The organism is Pseudofrankia asymbiotica (genome assembly GCF_001983105.1).
GTDB lineage: Bacteria > Actinomycetota > Actinomycetes > Frankiales > Frankiaceae > Pseudofrankia > Pseudofrankia asymbiotica.
Window position 1 is genome coordinate 52,737 of the sequence record NZ_MOMC01000027.1, and the last position, 15,725, is coordinate 68,461.

Annotated in this window: 14 protein-coding genes; 3 read left to right on the forward strand and 11 right to left on the reverse strand. The window is 75.0% G+C overall.

Annotated features, from left to right (window positions below):
* Positions 1-152: 152 nt before the first annotated feature.
* A complete protein-coding gene (locus BL253_RS14455) occupies positions 153-2,036 on the reverse strand; it encodes a lysozyme family protein (RefSeq protein ID WP_131831495.1) in 1,884 nt (627 codons plus the stop codon).
* Between the two features lie 453 nt (positions 2,037-2,489).
* Here BL253_RS14455 and BL253_RS45810 point away from each other — a divergent pair, with 453 nt between their 5' ends.
* A complete protein-coding gene (locus BL253_RS45810; RefSeq protein WP_476644110.1) occupies positions 2,490-2,666 on the forward strand; it encodes a DUF7919 family protein in 177 nt (58 codons plus the stop codon).
* Between the two features lie 159 nt (positions 2,667-2,825).
* On the opposite strand, the gene cas6 is transcribed toward BL253_RS45810, so the two are convergent.
* The 9 genes from cas6 to BL253_RS14495 all read right to left on the reverse strand — a co-directional run bounded on the left by cas6 (position 2,826) and on the right by BL253_RS14495 (position 13,646).
* Entirely contained in the window at positions 2,826-3,842 is a 1,017-nt protein-coding gene (gene cas6, locus BL253_RS14460; RefSeq protein ID WP_076817372.1) for a CRISPR system precrRNA processing endoribonuclease RAMP protein Cas6, read from the reverse strand.
* Between the two features lie 270 nt (positions 3,843-4,112).
* Positions 4,113-4,526, reverse strand: a complete 414-nt coding sequence (locus BL253_RS14465) for a DUF2267 domain-containing protein (protein WP_241834790.1) — start codon at positions 4,524-4,526, stop codon at positions 4,113-4,115.
* A 252-nt stretch (positions 4,527-4,778) separates the two neighbouring features.
* On the reverse strand, positions 4,779-5,774 hold the full coding sequence (locus BL253_RS14470; RefSeq protein WP_076817222.1) for a mycofactocin-associated electron transfer flavoprotein beta subunit: 996 nt from the start codon (positions 5,772-5,774) through the stop codon (positions 4,779-4,781).
* Positions 5,775-6,092: 318 nt separating this feature from the next.
* Complete coding sequence (locus tag BL253_RS14475) at positions 6,093-6,470, reverse strand: ferredoxin family protein (protein ID WP_241834791.1); 378 nt, start codon at positions 6,468-6,470, stop codon at positions 6,093-6,095.
* Positions 6,467-7,834: an FAD-dependent oxidoreductase gene (locus tag BL253_RS14480; RefSeq protein ID WP_076817224.1), complete on the reverse strand. Its 1,368-nt coding sequence runs from the start codon at positions 7,832-7,834 to the stop codon at positions 6,467-6,469. The genes BL253_RS14475 and BL253_RS14480 overlap by 4 nt, the downstream gene beginning before the upstream one ends.
* Positions 7,827-9,272 (reverse strand): mycofactocin-associated electron transfer flavoprotein alpha subunit, encoded by a 1,446-nt coding sequence (locus tag BL253_RS14485; RefSeq protein WP_241834792.1) that lies wholly within the window; start codon positions 9,270-9,272, stop codon positions 7,827-7,829. Before BL253_RS14485 ends, BL253_RS14480 begins: the two co-directional genes overlap by 8 nt.
* Positions 9,273-9,315: 43 nt before the next feature.
* Complete coding sequence (locus BL253_RS42265; protein ID WP_158230358.1) at positions 9,316-9,474, reverse strand: hypothetical protein; 159 nt, start codon at positions 9,472-9,474, stop codon at positions 9,316-9,318.
* 51 nt (positions 9,475-9,525) lie between these two features.
* Positions 9,526-11,553: a mycofactocin system FadH/OYE family oxidoreductase 2 gene (locus tag BL253_RS14490; RefSeq protein ID WP_076817226.1), complete on the reverse strand. Its 2,028-nt coding sequence runs from the start codon at positions 11,551-11,553 to the stop codon at positions 9,526-9,528.
* Positions 11,550-13,646: a mycofactocin system FadH/OYE family oxidoreductase 1 gene (locus BL253_RS14495; protein ID WP_076817228.1), complete on the reverse strand. Its 2,097-nt coding sequence runs from the start codon at positions 13,644-13,646 to the stop codon at positions 11,550-11,552. Before BL253_RS14495 ends, BL253_RS14490 begins: the two co-directional genes overlap by 4 nt.
* 312 nt (positions 13,647-13,958) lie before the next feature.
* On the opposite strand from BL253_RS14495, the gene mftR reads away from it, so the two are divergent.
* The gene (mftR, locus tag BL253_RS14500) at positions 13,959-14,549 is read left to right on the forward strand and encodes a mycofactocin system transcriptional regulator (RefSeq protein ID WP_076817230.1); all 591 of its coding nucleotides are present in this window, start codon (positions 13,959-13,961) and stop codon (positions 14,547-14,549) included.
* Positions 14,550-14,713: 164 nt separating this feature from the next.
* Here mftR and BL253_RS14505 read toward each other — a convergent pair whose 3' ends face one another.
* A complete protein-coding gene (locus BL253_RS14505) occupies positions 14,714-15,109 on the reverse strand; it encodes a hypothetical protein (RefSeq protein WP_076817232.1) in 396 nt (131 codons plus the stop codon).
* A gap of 85 nt (positions 15,110-15,194) precedes the next feature.
* Between BL253_RS14505 and BL253_RS14510 the strand changes: the two genes are divergently transcribed.
* Positions 15,195-15,722 (forward strand): hypothetical protein, encoded by a 528-nt coding sequence (locus tag BL253_RS14510; protein ID WP_076817234.1) that lies wholly within the window; start codon positions 15,195-15,197, stop codon positions 15,720-15,722.
* The last annotated feature ends 3 nt before the right edge of the window (positions 15,723-15,725 follow it).

Below are 15,725 nucleotides of genomic sequence, written 5' to 3' on the forward strand. Positions count from 1 at the left end.
CTTAGTCAGAGCCTGCGCGTCACCCGTGGCGCGCCACGTCTGACTGACCTCCAGAACCGGCGCCGATCGGCGGCCCGGCCGACGCGAGGCATGGTTGCCGCGGACGCGCCCGGGCCGTGTCGGCGCGCCAGTGACCGTCAGGGTGTGGGTGTCTACGGCGTCGAGGTCGGGGCGTCGACGGCTGGGTCGGGCGAGGCGGGTGGTGCTGGGCTGCTCGGCGTGGGGGCCGGCGCGGCGGCGGTGGCCGCCGGGCGGGTGACACCGGTGACGGTGACGGTGACCAGGTCCTGGACGGGACAGCCGGACGAGCTGGCGGTCAGGTCGACCGTGATCTTGACGGTCTGGCCGGGAGTGGTGAGCTGGTCGAGAGGCAGGCGGGCCAGCAGCGTGCCGCCGGCTGGCGGTGAGAGGGGGATCGTGGCGCTGGCCATCGCGAGGGGGCGGCCGGCGGTGTCGTGGGCCTCCGCGTGGACGACGGTCGTCGTGCCGGTGCCGGTGGTCTTCGCGACGGCGTAGCGGCCGGTGATGTCGAGGGTGGTGGCCCTGGTCGTCGCCGCGAGGCTGGTGGTCGTCAGGCTGACCGTCGCGCAGGTTGGCGATGTCGCGGTGGGCTGGGCGGGTGTGGCCCCCGGGATTGTGGGCCGCGGTGTCAGCCTGATGACCGGGAAGGGCGTTGGTGCCGAGCCCGTGGTGGTGGCCGGTGCGGACGGATCAGGTCCGGTCGGGTTCGGCGTCGTCAGTTGTGGTGTGGTCGGGCTCGGCGGCGTCGGTGTGATCCCTGGCGCGGGGCTGGTGACCGGGGTGGGCGTGGTGTCGGTGTAGCCGGTGGCCCAGGCGAGGACGGCGCGGACGTAGGCGTCGACGGGGTTGTAGTCGTAGATCGCCGCGTAGAGGTCGGTGGGGTCGGCCAGGTCGCGGTGGTAGGCGCAGAGGTAGCCGCCGGCGACGAGGGTGGCGTCGTCGATGTTGTTCGGGTTCCTGGCGGTGTCGTGCTTGCTGTCGTGGCTGGTACTGGCCCAGATGGTGGGAAGTAGCTGCATCGGGCCGACGGCGTGGTCGTAGGCGCTGTCGTGGTCGAGTGCGCCCTTGTCGGTGTCGCCGACGCGGGCGAAGTCGTCGTGGCCGTCGAGGCGGGGGCCGACGATGGCGGGCGTGATGGTGCCGTCGGGCCTGATGGTGCGGCCGGTCGCGTGGTTGGTCTCGACCTTGCCGATGGCGGCGAGGAGCTGCCAGCGCAGGTGGCAGCCGGGCTCTTCGGTGGTGACGGCGCCGGCGGCCTCCTCGTAGGCGGTGAGGACGCGGGCCGGGATCTGGCGCTCGGTGGCGGTGAGCGGGACGAGGCCGCCGGTCACGTCCGGGGAGGCGGCGGCGGTGGCGAGGCTGTCGACCGGGACCTGGCTCGGCGCGCCGTCCCGGTCCAGGGCCGCGAGGGYGATGGGCAGGGCATCCGGGCCGAGAGACGACAGGGCGAAGCCGCGGCCCGCGGTGGGCGGAGTGGTCGAGGCGCCACGGCCCCCGCCGCCGAGGGGGACGTCCACGCCGGACAGCAGCACGATGACGAGTGCCGGGATCCCGAGGGCGGGCAGGCCGACGGCGTGCAGCAGGCCGATCCTGCGTGCGCGTGACCTGCGACGCCGATGCCGGCCAGGGTGATTCCGGGCTGGCGAGGCGCCGGCTGCCGGTGCGCGCGGGTCCGTGCCCTGGGCGTCGCCGATGGCGGTGTCGCCGGCCGCGGTGTCGTCGGCGAGGGCGTCGCCGCCGCCGGCCGCGGAGGCCGCGTCGGGATCGGCGATGCCGCCCGGGCTCTTGGCGAGAGTGACGGGGGCCGTGACGTCGGTGACGTCGGGACTGCCTGGTGGCGTGCCACCGGACGGCGTGTGAGCCGAGGCGCTGTCCGGCGCGGTCTGCGATGCCGACGAGTCGCCCCCAGCGCTGGTCTCGCGAGGCGGCACCGAGGGCGCCGGGCTGCCGGGAGCAGGTCGTGCCGGGACGGCCGGCGCGCCTGGTCGGGAGGAGAGTCGGTCGCGGCGGCTCACCCGGCGGCTCCTTCCACGTCGTCGCGCCGGCCGATGGGAAATCCGTGGTCACCAAATACGGGCAGTGTGGAATGCCCGACGGGCGACGTGGACGGCCGCGGCGCGGGTGGGTGTGGGGGCGGTGAGCAACTATGGCAGATCGTGGGTTGGTCCGACCAGTAGTTGGTGGGAAATTCTGCGTAACGCCGAGGGGTCGGCTCTCTGCCAGTGTGCCGCCGGCCCGCCGTAGCGCCGGGTGACGATGCTCGCTCTCGGTAGCAAATCCTGTGGACGATCCATCATCGACTGTGGACCTGGCGCCGAAGCCCGTAGGCGGATGGGAGAATCGGGGCCGCCCGCATATGGGATGATCCATCCGTGTTTCCGGGATGGTTTTTGACATGGTCACGAGGACGCTCGGACCAGGGCTGGTGGCGAGGATCAATCGGCCCGACGAGCTGGGCGACAGGTTAATTGGCATGCRGCGCTGAGATTCGAGTGGAGCGTGAGGATGGTGTTGAGATAGCTGCACCCACCCTGGTCTATCACTATGTTGTGGATCACCGGCGCAGGTCGCCGGACTTCTTTGTCGACGCGGTTCTGCGTCAGGCTCGCAGGGATTCTCTCCAGAATCATGACCGCCGCTGTTGACGGGTGCTCTCTGGCCGGAGGAGCGCCGGGACGTGCGGTGATCTCCGATCACACGGCCCGTGGTCAACCCGCAGCCCGATGGACTCCCAGCCGAGACCGATGTGGGGAGCCGACGTGCTGAAGGGAGACGTCAAGGTTGGCGGGGCCGGCCCGGGTCGATCATCGCCGCCGGGTGGCCCCGGCGGCGGGGGAGCGGGCCGGGGTACGGTCCGAGCGGCGGGTCGCCGGGACGGTCGCTGGGGCGGTGCGGCGGCGCGCGGGCGCGAGGTCGACTACGTCGATGTCCACCGTGCCGAAGCCGTGGGCGGTGCGTTCTCCGACGCCGGCGAACGCGGCGAACCTGGCGAGCGCGGCGAACATCGTCGCGATGTAGTCGGACGTCGCGGCGAGCAGTCGCAGGTCGGCCTGCCCGACGAAGCCCACCTGGCGCAGCCCGTGGCCGAGCTCGACCTCGGAGCTCGCGCCCCAGACGCCGTCGAGGAAGACCGCCTCGATGAGGGCCCGCGCGTCGTCGGCGCCGATCCGCAGCGGACCGGGCGCGTAGGTGTTCCAGCGGGCGAGCAGGCCGCCGATGGCCAGCGCCGGGTCTGGCAGCGGCAGGTCGCGCCCGTCGCGGGAGAAGAACGTCGGGGTGTTCATCGTGAGCCGGGCGCCGCGGGCGGGCCGGCCCTGCGCGAGCTCGGCGTAGGAGTAGCGGTGCAGGTCCGCGCCGATGACCGGGACCACCCGCGAGCCGAAACGAACCGTGTCCGGCGGCCAGCTGGGCAGTGGAGCGTCGTCCGCGAGCCAGCCCAGCCGCCAGGTCGTCACGGCGGGCGCGGCGGGCGTTGCGCGCTCGGACGGCTCCCGCCTGCTGACCAGGCGGGAGGTGCCGCGGCTCGTCGCGGCGTGCGTGGACGGTTCCCGCGTTCCGGCCAGGCGGCCGTCACCGTGCGTGCCTAGCCCAGTCCCGCCTAGCCCGGTGCCGCCTAGCCCGGTGCCGCCTAGCCCGGTGCCGCCTAGCCCGGTGGCGTTGGGTCCGGCGTCGGGCATCAGCTGGCCGACGCTGAACGGTCTGTCCTCGTCGGTGCGCGTCCCGCCGGCGGGGTCGCAGACCGCGCTCGCGGCGGCAAGCAGCCAGCGAGGGGCCGCATCCGGGATGGCACCCGCCATCCGGACGAGAAGCATTGACGGCATCCAGGCCTCCGCCATCGTCCCGTGCGTTGGGCAACCGACTGGGCACAGTCAGCAGCCCCGCAGCCGGGGAGTGTAGCCGACGGCCCCGTCGACAGTGTGGCCTGGGTCACCCTGGTGTTACGCAGAAACCGGTTCCACCGGAGAACGGTTGCTTCGTCCGCTATTGCGCCGCAGGTCGCGGTCGGGTGACCCTCTTTGGAGGGTATCGCGGCAGATTTACGGCACGACGGGGACGCCCCGCTGTGAGGCGTCTACTGTGCGAAGGCGCTGTTAATAGTGAATGACGGACTCGCGGCTGAGCAGATCGGCGTAGTCGGAGGGTAGCTGGCCGGCGACATCCTCGAACTCCGACGGCGAGACGCTGGTCTTGAGCGCCGCCATGACAGCGCGGGCATGACGGCGGGCCTTGGGCTCCGTGCAGGAGCCGCCCTCGTGCAGGGCGACCCGGCGGTAGAACTCATGGACGTCGAAGCGCTCGCCGGCACCCCTTGGGGGCAGTACCTCGGCGAACGCCGCTGGCAGCTGGGCGGCGAGGTTCCGCGTCTCACCGCCGGAGATCCGTTCGCCGAGCACCGTGAGGGTGGCACGCACCGCCATCTCCGCCTGCCTCGCGGACTCGAATCCGCCCGTGACGCGGATCGCGGACACAAGCTCGTCCTGCTTCATCGTGGCTGCCCTTCCCATCGGGACCCGGCGCCTTCCTGATCTGGAGCCGCGTCGGGCCGAACCGGCCCATGGCTGACAACCTCTGCCCGTCCCCGGTCCACGGCGGACAAAACGCCAGGTCACGGCCCCACACGGCGACCACCGGCGCGAGCGGCCTGGGCCGTCCGGGCCGTCCGGGTAGTCCGAGGCCGTCCGGGTAGTCCGAGGCCGTCCGGGCCGTCCGGGGCCGTCCGGGGCCGTCCGGGGCCGTCCCAGGCAGTGCCGGACGGTTCAKGCCGTGAGGTAGCCCGTGCGGACCAGGTAGGCGATCAGCGCGTCCGCGGCGTGCGCGGCGTCCGTCGGGCCGATGATCGTGGGCGGCTCGTGGGCGGCCAGAGCGCCGGTGAGTGCCAGCAGCCGGTCCCGGGCGGCCGTGCCCGCCGGAGGGGGGACGACCCTGGCCCGTGGGCGGTAGGCGCGGACGTCGGCGACCCGGACCGCGCCGTCGGCGGCCCGTGCCGGCTCGACGACGGGCACCGGGGCGCTGTCCGAGGCCAGGAGCGCCGGCAGCGCGGCGCGGCGCAGGCGCAGGCCGGCGGCCTCGGCGGAGCAGACCGCGGGCGTCGGGACGCGTAGCCGCTCGCGCCGCCCGCCGTCGAGCCGGCGCTCGGCGAGCAGCCAGCCGTCGTCCGCCGGGGTCAGGCCGACCAGCCCGAGAGCCTGCGCGGCGCCGAGGGCATGCGCGAGCTGTGCGGGCAGCGCGCCGGTGCCGCGGTCCGGGGAATGGTCGCCGCAGAGCACCAGCGTCGGCTCGCCGACCGTCCGGATCGCCTCGACCAACGCCTCGGCGAGCGCCCGGGTGTCACCGGCGAGATCGGCGAGGTAGGCGTCCGCCGGCCCGAACGGCTCATCCCGCCCCTGCGCGCCGCCGTGGCTGGTATGGCCGGCGAGGCCGGCAGGGCTGGCGGACGCCGAGCCGTGACTCTCGCCGGCGGGCGGCCAGGCCACCCGGAGCACCTGGGCGCCCAGCGCCGCCGCCGCGCGCAGCGGACCGTCGGCGATCGGCGGGCCGGCGGCGACGGCGAGCACCCGTCCCGACCAGGCCTGCGCGATCGTCAGCGCGCGCTCCAGCGCGGCCTCGTCCGCCGCCGAGAGCCCGGCGCCGTGCGCCGAGCGCGTCACGGCCCCGGTCAGCGGATCGACCTCGGGCCGCAGGTCGGCTACCCGCAGGCACACGGCGATCAGCGGGCCGTCCGCGCGGGCCGCGTCGCCTGTCGCGTTCGTCATCGCCGACCTCCTGGTGACTTCGGGTACGAAGGCCGCCGGGCGCGCGAAAGAAGATCACTTTCGTGCGCCCAGCGGCCTTCTGGTGGTCCGGGCCGGCCTGGGCCGGCCACCTGGGTGACGGAAACCAGCCCACGGCCGGTGGCGCGGGAGGCCGCCGTTGATCTGGTGGGATCTTCGGCGCTCTGACTCCGAAGATCCCACCAGATCATGAGCCGGGCCATGATCCGGTGGGACCTTCGGGACCTTCGGGACCTTCGGGACCTTCGGGACCTTCGGAACCTTCGGGATCGTTCCGATCAACGGTCACGATGTCTCCGATCAGCCCTGGCGGAAGACGACGCCTTGGCCGCCGTCGGGGTAGGTCCAGGTGAGCGCGCCCTCGCCGTTGCAGACCATGTAGCAGGTGCCGCACTCGAAGCACTGCTCGTAGTTGAACAGGATCCCGCCGTCCGCCGTCGGCGCGAACAGGTTCGCCGGGCAGGCGGTGACACAGGCGCGGGTCGTGCAGGAGCGGCAGACGTCCGAGTCGACGACGATGTGCGCCCGCTCGCCGACCCGGAAGTCGACGGTGGCCATCCGGTCCTCGAACGCGATGTCGCCCAGCCGCCCGCCGCCGCCCCCCATACCCTCCGCGGCCTCGGTGGCGGCGGGCGCGCTGGCGGCGCCCACCGGCTTCCTGAACCAGAACCGGCTCACCGGAACACCTTCCCGATCCTCACTCCGTCGCGCGCGAGCTCGCGCAGGCTGACACCGTTGCGCTTGGCGGCCCGGCGCAGCAGTGCCAGCGCTCCCGGCTTCGGCTCCGGGTTCGTCACCGTGAACAGGCTCTCGACCAGGTCGGCGACGAGCCCCGGGTAGCGGCGCTGGATCCGCTCCGACAGGATGATCTCGGGTGCGCCGCGCAGCCGCTTGTGGTCGGCGAGCACGAACTGCTTCTCCAGCTCGTCGCGGTAGCGGGCCAGCCGCTTCTTCGACGCGTCGCCGGCCGCGGCCGCCTCGGCGGCGACCCGGCCCGCGACCAGGCCGGAGCCGATCGCGAAGTTGACCCCCTCCAGCCAGATGCCGGCGGCGAGTGTCATCCCGGCGGCGTCACCGGCGATCAGCAGGCCGTCGGCGTGCAGCGGCGGCATGTGGTCGTAGCCGCCCTCCGGGATGAGGTGCGCGGCGTACTCCTTCACCGTCGCCCCGCGCAGGTAGGGTGCGATCGCCGGGTGCCCCTTCAGGTCGGCGATGATCTCCTCCGGGCGGACCTTCGCCGCGGCCAGGCCCGGCAGCGCGAGCACCGCGCCGATGCTCACCGTGTCGCTGTTCGTGTAGAGGAATCCGCCGCCGGGGATGCCGCGGGTGTTGCCGAGCATCTCGATGTCGAGGCCCTCCTGGCCGCGCAGCCCGAAGCGCTCGTCGATCACCTCGCGCGGCAGCGACAGCACCTCCTTGACGCCCAGGGTGTGGTGCTTCGGGTCGGCCTTCGGCAGCAGGCCGGACTCCTTGGCCAGGAACGAGTTGACGCCGTCGGCGGCGATCACGACCCGGGCGCGCAGCTCGCCGTCGGCGCGGTCGGTGCGGACACCGACGACCCTGCCTGCCGCGTCGCGCAGCAGCCCGGTCGCGACCGTCGAGGTGACGAGCCGCGCGCCGGCGGCGGTCGCCTTCTCGGCGAGCCAGCTGTCGAAGTCGGCGCGGTAGGCCGTCATGCCGTTGTACGGCGGGCCGGCCCAGCTCTGGGTGCGGAAGTCGACGGTGAGCGCCTGCGTCTCGGTGAGCACCATGGTCGAGCGGCGCACGACCCAGCGCTCGACCGGCACCTCCTCCCACCAGTTCGGCAGGACGGTGTCGAGGATCCGGCCGTAGATGACCCCGCCGTAGACGTTCTTCGAGCCGGGGAACGGGCCGCGCTCCAGCATGACGACGGACGCGCCCGCGCGGGCGGCGGCGAGCGCCGCCGCGGCGCCCGCGGGCCCCGCGCCGACGACGATGACGTCGACGTCCGCCGGCTGGTCCCCGACGGCCGCGCCGGGAGCGGCGCCCGGGCCGGCGTAGGGGACTCGCTCGTCAGCCATGGTTGCTCTCCGCACGCGGGTTGGGAACGCCGGAAGCCGCGCTGTCCGGGCTGGCCGCGCTGTCCGGGCTGTCCGGGCTGGCCGCGCTGTCCGGGCTGGCCGAGCTGTCCGGGCTGGCCGAGCCGTCCGGGCTGGCCGCGGCGCCGCCGGCGCCGCCGGCAGGAGCGGCAGAGGCGGTGAGACCGGCGGGGGCAGGCACTCCGAGGCGGCGGGCGAGCTCGACGAGCAGCTCGCCCGCGTCCGTGACGAGGCCGAGGTCCGCCATCGCCGTCATCGGGCAGCTCGGGTCGGTGTTGACGGACACGACGTGGCGCGGCGCGCCCAGGCCCCCCGTGTGCTGGCTCGCGCCGGACACGCCGAACGCGATGTAGAGCTCGGGGTCGAGGGCGACGCCGGTGGTGCCGATCTGGCGGTCGTAGCCCATCCAGCCGGCGTCGGTCACGACCCGGGTGGCGCCCGCGGACGCGCCGAGCGCCGCGGCGACGCCGGCGAGCAGCTCGAACGCGGCGGCCGGCCCGACGTCCGCCAGGCCGCTGCCGCGGGCGACGAGGCCGGCGCCGCCGCCGAGCACCCGGCGCGCCTCGCCCAGGTCCATCGTCGCCGGGTCCGGCTCCAGCACCTCGACCACCTCGACGTCGACGACGTCGCCCGGCGTGGCGGCCAGCGACACCTCGACCGGCCCCAGTGCGCCCTCGGGGGCCTGGCGGGGAATCCGCGCCGGGCTCACCGCCGACCGCGCCGCCCGCGCCGCCGGTTCCGCCGCGGCTGGCGCTCCCGCCGTTCCCGCCGCCGGCGCGTCCGCCGTTCCCGTCGTTCCCGTCGCGGGCGCGTCCAGCGCGTCCGCCGGTTCCGCGAGCTCCACCAGTTCCAACGGTTGCGCGGGACCGTCGTACACCGACCGCGCACCCGGCAGCAGCGTCGCGACGGCGGGCGCCGCGCACGTCGTCGTGACGAGCAGCCGGCCGTCGACCCGGGCGAGCTCCGCCCGCACCTGGCCGTCGCCCGCCAGTGCGGCCTGGACGGCGCCGGCGAGCAGCGGGACGTCGAGCGCGGCGGCCAGCCGGGGCGCGAGGTCGCGGCCGTCCGCGGACGCGGGCAGCACGACCAGGTCCGCGCGGGCGAGCAGCGGGGCGAGCGAGCACGCGAGCGCCCCGGCCCGCAGGCCAGGGCCGGTGTCGGCCCACCAGACCTCGGCCGCCGGGCCGCCGCCGGTCGCCCGGTGCAGTGTCGCGGCCGCCTCGGCCGCCCCGGAGCCGACGACCAGCACCTGCCCGCCGGCCTCCGCCACCGCCTCGGCGCCGCCCGGCGGCACCTGCCCGCCGCGCGCGACGACGACCGCCACCGTCCCGGTGACCGGCAGCCCTGGCAGCGGCGCCGGTGCCGTGGCCAGCGCGTCCGGCGCGACGGGTGCCGTCTGGGAGAGCACGGTCTCGGTCATCGCGCGTGGTCCCGGGCCGGCGGGGCGGGCCTGCCCGCGACGATCAGCAGAACTCCCGCCACAGACGATCACTCTCCATCACGATGTCGTCGAGGATGCGGTGTGCCTCCTCAAGACTGCCCGCTTCGATCTCGGCGGTGAACAGGGCGAGGAACCCCGGAACGACTTCCTCGCCCATGGTCCACTCGATCTCATAGATCACGCGGTGCCCCCCACCTGAGCGTCGCCCACCCGGTGGGGCTGTGTCCGGTGGTCATGCGATCGCCACCGCGGCGCGCTGGCCCTCGACGACGGCGGCGTGCGCGCGGCGGGGGGACAGGCAGTCGCCGACGCGGGTCACCGTGAAGGGCAGGTCGCCCGCCTGCCGGCCCTCGGGGCTATGAGGGCCGGCAGGCAGTCCGGTCCGGGCCGCGAGCAGCGCCCGGTAGAGCGTGTCGTCGGCCCGCTGGTGCACGGCGCAGACGACCCAGTCGACGGCCCGCGTCTGGTCGGTTCCGGTCGGGTGGTGCTGAAGGCTCAGCACCACCCCGTCGCCGTCGTCCGCGGGAGCGGCACCCATGGGGACGAGGTCCGTGGCCTGGGTGACGCCGCGCGCCGCCGCCTTCACGTTCCACTGCTCCATGTCGAGGGTGACGCCCAGGTCCTGGCCGACGACCATGCCGTTGGTGATGACCTCGACCTGGCAGCCCCGGTCGGCGAGGAGCTCCGCGACCGACGTCGCCTGGTGGAAGCCCAGCTCGTCGACGACGATTACCTTCCCGGCGGGGACCGCGCGGCCCTCCAGCACGTCGCGGACGTCGACGACCCGGGGGTGCCCGCCGGCCCACCACGGGGCGTTCGGCGTCGCGCCGGTCGCGAGGATCACCGCGTCCGGCCGCTCGGCGAGCAGCAGGTCCGCGTCCACCTCGGTCGACAGCTTCACGTCGACGCCGGCGCGCTGCGCGTGGGCGACCAGGTTGCGGGTGATGTCGAGGAACTCGGCGCGGCTGGGCACGCTCGCCGCGAGCAGCACCTGGCCGCCCAGCCGGTCGGACCGCTCGAACAGGGTGACGTGGTGGCCGCGCTCCGCGGCGGTGACGGCGGCCTGCAGGCCACCCGGGCCGCCGCCTACGACGAACACCCGCTGGCCGCGCCGCCGCGGCGCCGGCAGCGGCACCGCCTCCCGGCCGGTGCGCGGGTTCTCGATGCAGCCGAGCCAGCGGTTCAGGCCCATCCGCCCGACGCACTCCTGGTTGCACGACAGGCAGGTGCGGATCTCGGTGGCGTGCCCGGCGCGGGCCTTGGCGACGAAGTCCGCGTCGGCGATCTGGCCGCGCACGACGCCGATGAGGTCGGCCTGGCCGGCGGCGAGCGCCCGGTCGGCCTGCAGCGGGTCCTTGAACCGGCCGACGCCGACGACCGGCAGCGAGACGGCGGCGCGGATCGCGCTCGGGATGAACATCGCGTAGCCGGGCGGCACCTGCATGCTCGCCTCGATCATGTAGAGCGTGGCGGTCGCGACGCCGATCGAGGTGTTGATGTAGTCGACCTTGCCCTGCGCCTCGACCATCTGGGCGATGGCGACGGCGTCCTCGATCGTCGTCCCGCCCTCGATCAGCTCGTCGCCGCAGATCCGCACCCCGAGCGCCCTGGCCGGGCCGATCGCGGCGCGGACCGCGTCGACGATCTCCAGCAGCAGCCGGGCCCGGTTCGCGAGCGACCCGCCGTAGGCGTCGGTCCGCTTGTTGGTGGCGGGGGAGAGGAAGCCGCGCACGATCGACGAGTGCGAGCACTGCAGCTCGATGCCGTCGAACCCGCCGGCCACGCAGTGCTCGGCGACCAGGCCGTAGCCGGCGACGACCTCGCGGATCTCGTGCGGCTCCAGCGCCTTGGGCACCTCGCGGAACAGTGGGTCCGGCACCGGGCTCGGCGCCCACACCGGCTGGCGGGAGAACATGCTCGACGCCTGGCCGCCGTTGTGGTTGATCTGCGCCAGGATCGGCGTGCCGTGCGCGTGCACCGCCTCGGTGATCCGCCGGTAGCCGGGGATGACGGCCGGGTTGAAGCCGTGGATCAGCTTCTCGTAGGGCCAGTCGGTCGGGTGGGTCGAGTGCTCCTCGGTGATGATCAGCCCGGCGCCGCCGGCCGCGCGGGCGGCGTAGTAGGCGGCGTGCTGCTCGGTGGGCATCCCGTCGGCGGCGTAGTTCGTCAGGTGCGCCGAGAACACCACCCGGTTGCGCACCGTCAGTGGCCCGATCCGCAGCGGGTTGAACAGGTACTGGTACCGCCCCGTCGCGCTCATCGCGCCGCTCCTTCCCGTGCGCTTCCGGCACCGACCGGCGCGCGCCGCGGCCTGCCGGTCGAGGCGGCGACCTCCAGGGCGCGGCGGCGGCCCTCGAGGACGGCCTCCAGCGCGGTGCGCGGCGCGACGCAGTCGCCGGCGCGCGGTGTGCCGGGCCGTTGCAGGTAGAGCGCCTCCATCGGAAGGCGGTGGCCGCAGTCGACGAGGACGGCGCACGGGATGTCGCGGCGGGCGCCGGTCCAGACGTCCTCCAGCACGACCCGGCCGGCCGCGGCCTCGCGGACCAGCGAGCGCAGCTCACGGCGGACGCCCGCCTGGGCGAGGCGGGTGTTGGCCGGCGCGAGGTCGCCGGTGAGCGACAGCAGCGTGCCGGCGACCTGGTCGGGGGCGACCAGCGCGACCTCGCGGCCGGCGCCGGCCAGCCACTCCGCGATCCCGACGGCCACCGGGCCCCCGACCGGGTCGTGCACGACGACCGGCCCGTCGGGCAGGACGCCGACGCCGCCGTCGAGCAGCGCCAGCGCCGAGACGACCGGGACCGTGGCCGCGCCGGGCGGCGACGGGTAGACCCGATCAGCCGGGACCGAGCCGGTGGCGAGGATGACCGCCTCGCCGGCCGCCTCGGCCGCGTCCAGGTCGACGGCGGTGACCGTCCGCCCGAACAGGAACCGCACCCCGAGGCGGGCGCACTCGGCGGCGAGCCAGTCGGTCAGCAGCGCGAGCCGTTCCCGGCCGGGGCCGACGGCGGCGGTGCGCAGCGCGCCGCCGAGCCGCTCCCCGGCCTCGGCGAGCGTCACGCCATGGCCGCGCGACGCGAGCACCCTCGCGGCCTCCAGGCCGGCCGGCCCGCCGCCGACGACGAGAACCTCGCGTGGCCGGTGGTCCGTGCCCTCGGGCGGGGCGTCCTCGGTCTCGTGGCCGCTGCGCGGCTCGCCGACGCAGCTCACGATCGGGTTGCGGTTGTCGCGGACCCGGCAGGCCTGGTTGCACAGCAGGCAGGGCCGCACGCGCTCCGCGTGCCCGGCGCGTGCCTTGGCGACCAGCTCCGGGTCGGCGATCTGCGCGCGGGTCATCTCGACCAGGTCCGCGACGCCGTCGGCGAGCGCGGCCTCGGCGTCGTCGACGTCGACGACGCTGCCCTGCAGCACGACCGGCACCCGCCCCGCCGCCGCCGTCCGCATCGCCGCGCACAGCTCGCGGTTGAACGTCGGCGCGGTGTGCGACGTCGGCCGGTAGGAGGTCGTCGAGTACGGGCCGCCGCGCGTCACGACCAGCAGGTCGAGCAGCCCCAGGCCCGCCAGCGCGTCCACCTGCTCGGCGGCCTGCTCGGGGGTCACCCCCGCCCACGGCGCCAGCTCGTCGCAGCACAGCCGCAGCGAGAGGATCCCGTCCGGGCCGAGCGCCGCGCGCACCGCGGTGAGCACCTCGCGGGTGAGGCGCAGCCGGTCGGAGCCGTAGCCGTCGCCGCGGTGGTTCGTCAGCCCGGAGTGGAACTGGCGCAGCAGCGCGAGCGGCCCGGCGTCGATCTCGACCCCGGCCAGGCCCGCGGTCGCGGCGAGCTCGGCGGCGGCGGCGAAACCGGCGACGACCGCGTCGATCCCGCCCTGCTCCAGCTCGGCGGGGAGCTCCCTGCTGGCCGCGTCCGCGACCGGTGACGGCGCCCACAGCACCGACTGCGAGTACGCGCTCGAGCCCTGGCCACCGGCGTGTCCCAGGCCGGCGAGGACCAGGGTGCCGTGCGGGCGGACCGCCGCGGCGAGGGCCGCCCAGCCGGGACCGCAGTCGGCGGCCAGCGGGGCGCGCTCGTAGGGCCAGTCGTCGGCGGTGACGGACGCCGTCTCGGTGACGAGGACGCCGGCGCCGCCGGCCGCGCGGCGGGCGTAGTAGGCGACGTGGCGGTCGGAGATGTCCCGACGGCGGGCCAGGTTCGTCTCGTGCGGGCCGAACAGGACACGCGACGGCGCGGTGTGCTCGCGCAGCGTGAACGGCTCCGTGAGCGTCAGGCTCGCGGAGCATGCCACCGCCCGCGCCGGAGGCACCACCGAAAGTGGTGGCTCGGGCTTCCCGTCGGTGTCACCGTCGATCGGGTTCATGCTGTGGCCATACCGTGATGTCCGTCCACATCGCAATGGGCTAGTCGCCTCCCGGACGGAAGGTGACCGCGGCCCGCCCGATTGTGACACCCGATGTCACAACTTGACGGGTGACAGGAAGCATATTGGCACCCGATGCCAAAGGGAAGGGATCGGTCGATGCGTTCCGCGAGCCCGGCTCCGCGCGAGCGGCCACACAKCGCGACGACGGCCGCCGCACGCGGGGGTGGCGAGGCCGGCGGGGACGGCACGGCCCGCGGGGATGATGACGTGGTTCCTGGAGATGACACCAGCCGGGGGGATGGGTCCAGGGTGAGCGCGGGACGGGCCGGGCGCCGGCCGGTGACGAGCGCGGCCGAGCTGGAACGGCACGCTTTGCTGATCTTCGAGGAGCGTGGGTTCGACGCGACCACGGTCGACGACATCGCGGCCGCGGCGGGCATCGGGCGGCGCACGTTCTTCCGGTACTACGCGTCGAAGAACGACGTCGCCTGGGGAGAGTTCGACGCCCACCTGGAGACGATGCGCACGGGCTTCACGGCCATGCCGCCCGACGTGCCCGTGCTCCTGGCCCTGCGCCGGGCGATCCTGGACTTCAACACCTACCCGGCCGCCGAGGCGGACTGGCACCGGCGGCGGATGGCGCTGATCCTGCGGACCCCCGCCCTGCAGGCCCACTCGACGCTGCGCTACGCCCGGTGGCGGGCGGTCGTCGCCGAGTTCATCGCCGAGCGGACCGGGCGCGATGTCGGCGCGCTCGAGCCGCAGGCCATGGCCTGGGCCTTCCTCGGCGTCGCGGTCGCCGGCTATGAGGAGTGGCTCGTCCGCGCCGGCGCCGATCTGATCCCCATCCTCGACCGGGCTCTCGGGCTGCTGGTCGACGGCCTCGAGCGCTCGCTGTAGGCCAAAGGGGGCGCGAAAATGGCGAAGCCTCGCGCCCATGGAGGCCGCTCAGGCAGCCTCCAGCCCCCGGGCGGGACGGACGCCGCCGGGAGGACCGCCAGGGACGGCCGGCCGCCGCGCGGTCGACCGTCACGCGTGGTAGACACTTGGCTTCAACGCAGTTACTAAGCGTAGTCGACTGTCGCCGCTGCCTGGGCGGAAAGGGGAACAACGATGCCGTCGAAGGCGCGAACGACGACCGCCAGCCCTGACGGGAGCAGCCCGGCTGGGCCCACGCGGACCGCCACGTCGGCCGCGTCGCCCTCGCCCGCGACTCGTTCGACGCCCGCGCGCTCGACCGCCACCCGTTCGACCGCCGCGCGTGCGGCGGGAACACGTTCGACGACGTCGCGTTCGACCGCCACGCGTTCGACCGCCACGCGTTCAGCGGCGGCGCGGCCGGCCGCGGCCCGCCCGGCGGCCCGAGGGACCTCGTCGCGCGCGGCCGCCGCCGGCACCACCGCGGCCAAGGGCACGACGACTCGGCGGACGCCGCGTTCGCGCGCCGCCGGCACCAGCACGGCCGGCGCGGCGAAGCGGCCCGCGTCGTCGACCGGCCGGGCGACCGCCCGGCGTGGCCGTCAGACCGCCTCGGAGGCGAACGGCATGGGCATGGGGAAGCAGGCGCCGGTGGCCGAGGACTGGTACCGCCGCGGCGTCATGGACGCGGTCTCGCTCGAGCAGGAGGCGGTCGCCGCCTCGTTCCGGCTGCCGTTCGTGCGGGTCAACGTGGAGCGGCCGCACCGCCGCCGCGTTCCCATGACCGAGCCCGCCGCGATGCGGGGGGAGGCGGACCGGGCCGGCGCCGAGGGCTGGCGGATCGGCCGCTTCGACCTGCCCTCACCGCGCAAGACGGCCTACTACCTGGGGCTCGGCGCACTGGCCGCGTTCGAGGTCGTCGAATGGCCGGTAGCGGCCGCGGTCGCGGCGGGTACCTGGGTGGCCCAGCACACCAGGCCGGAGGCACCGGCCGCCGGCACCGCGCCCTGGGAGCTTCTGCACCGCGGCGACGGGCCCGGCCACGACGAGCACAGCCAGAACGGGCACGCCAGCAACGCCGCCGGCCCCGCGGCCATGGCCGGCGCCCACGCGCACAACGGCCACTCGCGCCGCCGCACGTCCGCGAACAGCTGACGG

Bases quoted from the DNA above. Each gene is read 5' to 3' on its own strand.
- BL253_RS14485 (WP_241834792.1), bottom strand. From the start codon at position 9,272: ATGACCGAGACCGTGCTCTCCCAGACGGCACCCGTCGCGCCGGACGCG.
- BL253_RS14495 (WP_076817228.1), bottom strand. From the start codon at position 13,646: ATGAACCCGATCGACGGTGACACCGACGGGAAGCCCGAGCCACCACTT.
- BL253_RS14510 (WP_076817234.1), top strand. From the start codon at position 15,195: ATGGGCATGGGGAAGCAGGCGCCGGTGGCCGAGGACTGGTACCGCCGC.
- BL253_RS14465 (WP_241834790.1), bottom strand. From the start codon at position 4,526: ATGGGAAGGGCAGCCACGATGAAGCAGGACGAGCTTGTGTCCGCGATC.
- BL253_RS14490 (WP_076817226.1), bottom strand. From the start codon at position 11,553: ATGAGCGCGACGGGGCGGTACCAGTACCTGTTCAACCCGCTGCGGATC.
- BL253_RS14480 (WP_076817224.1), bottom strand. From the start codon at position 7,834: ATGGCTGACGAGCGAGTCCCCTACGCCGGCCCGGGCGCCGCTCCCGGC.
- cas6 (WP_076817372.1), bottom strand. From the start codon at position 3,842: ATGCCGTCAATGCTTCTCGTCCGGATGGCGGGTGCCATCCCGGATGCG.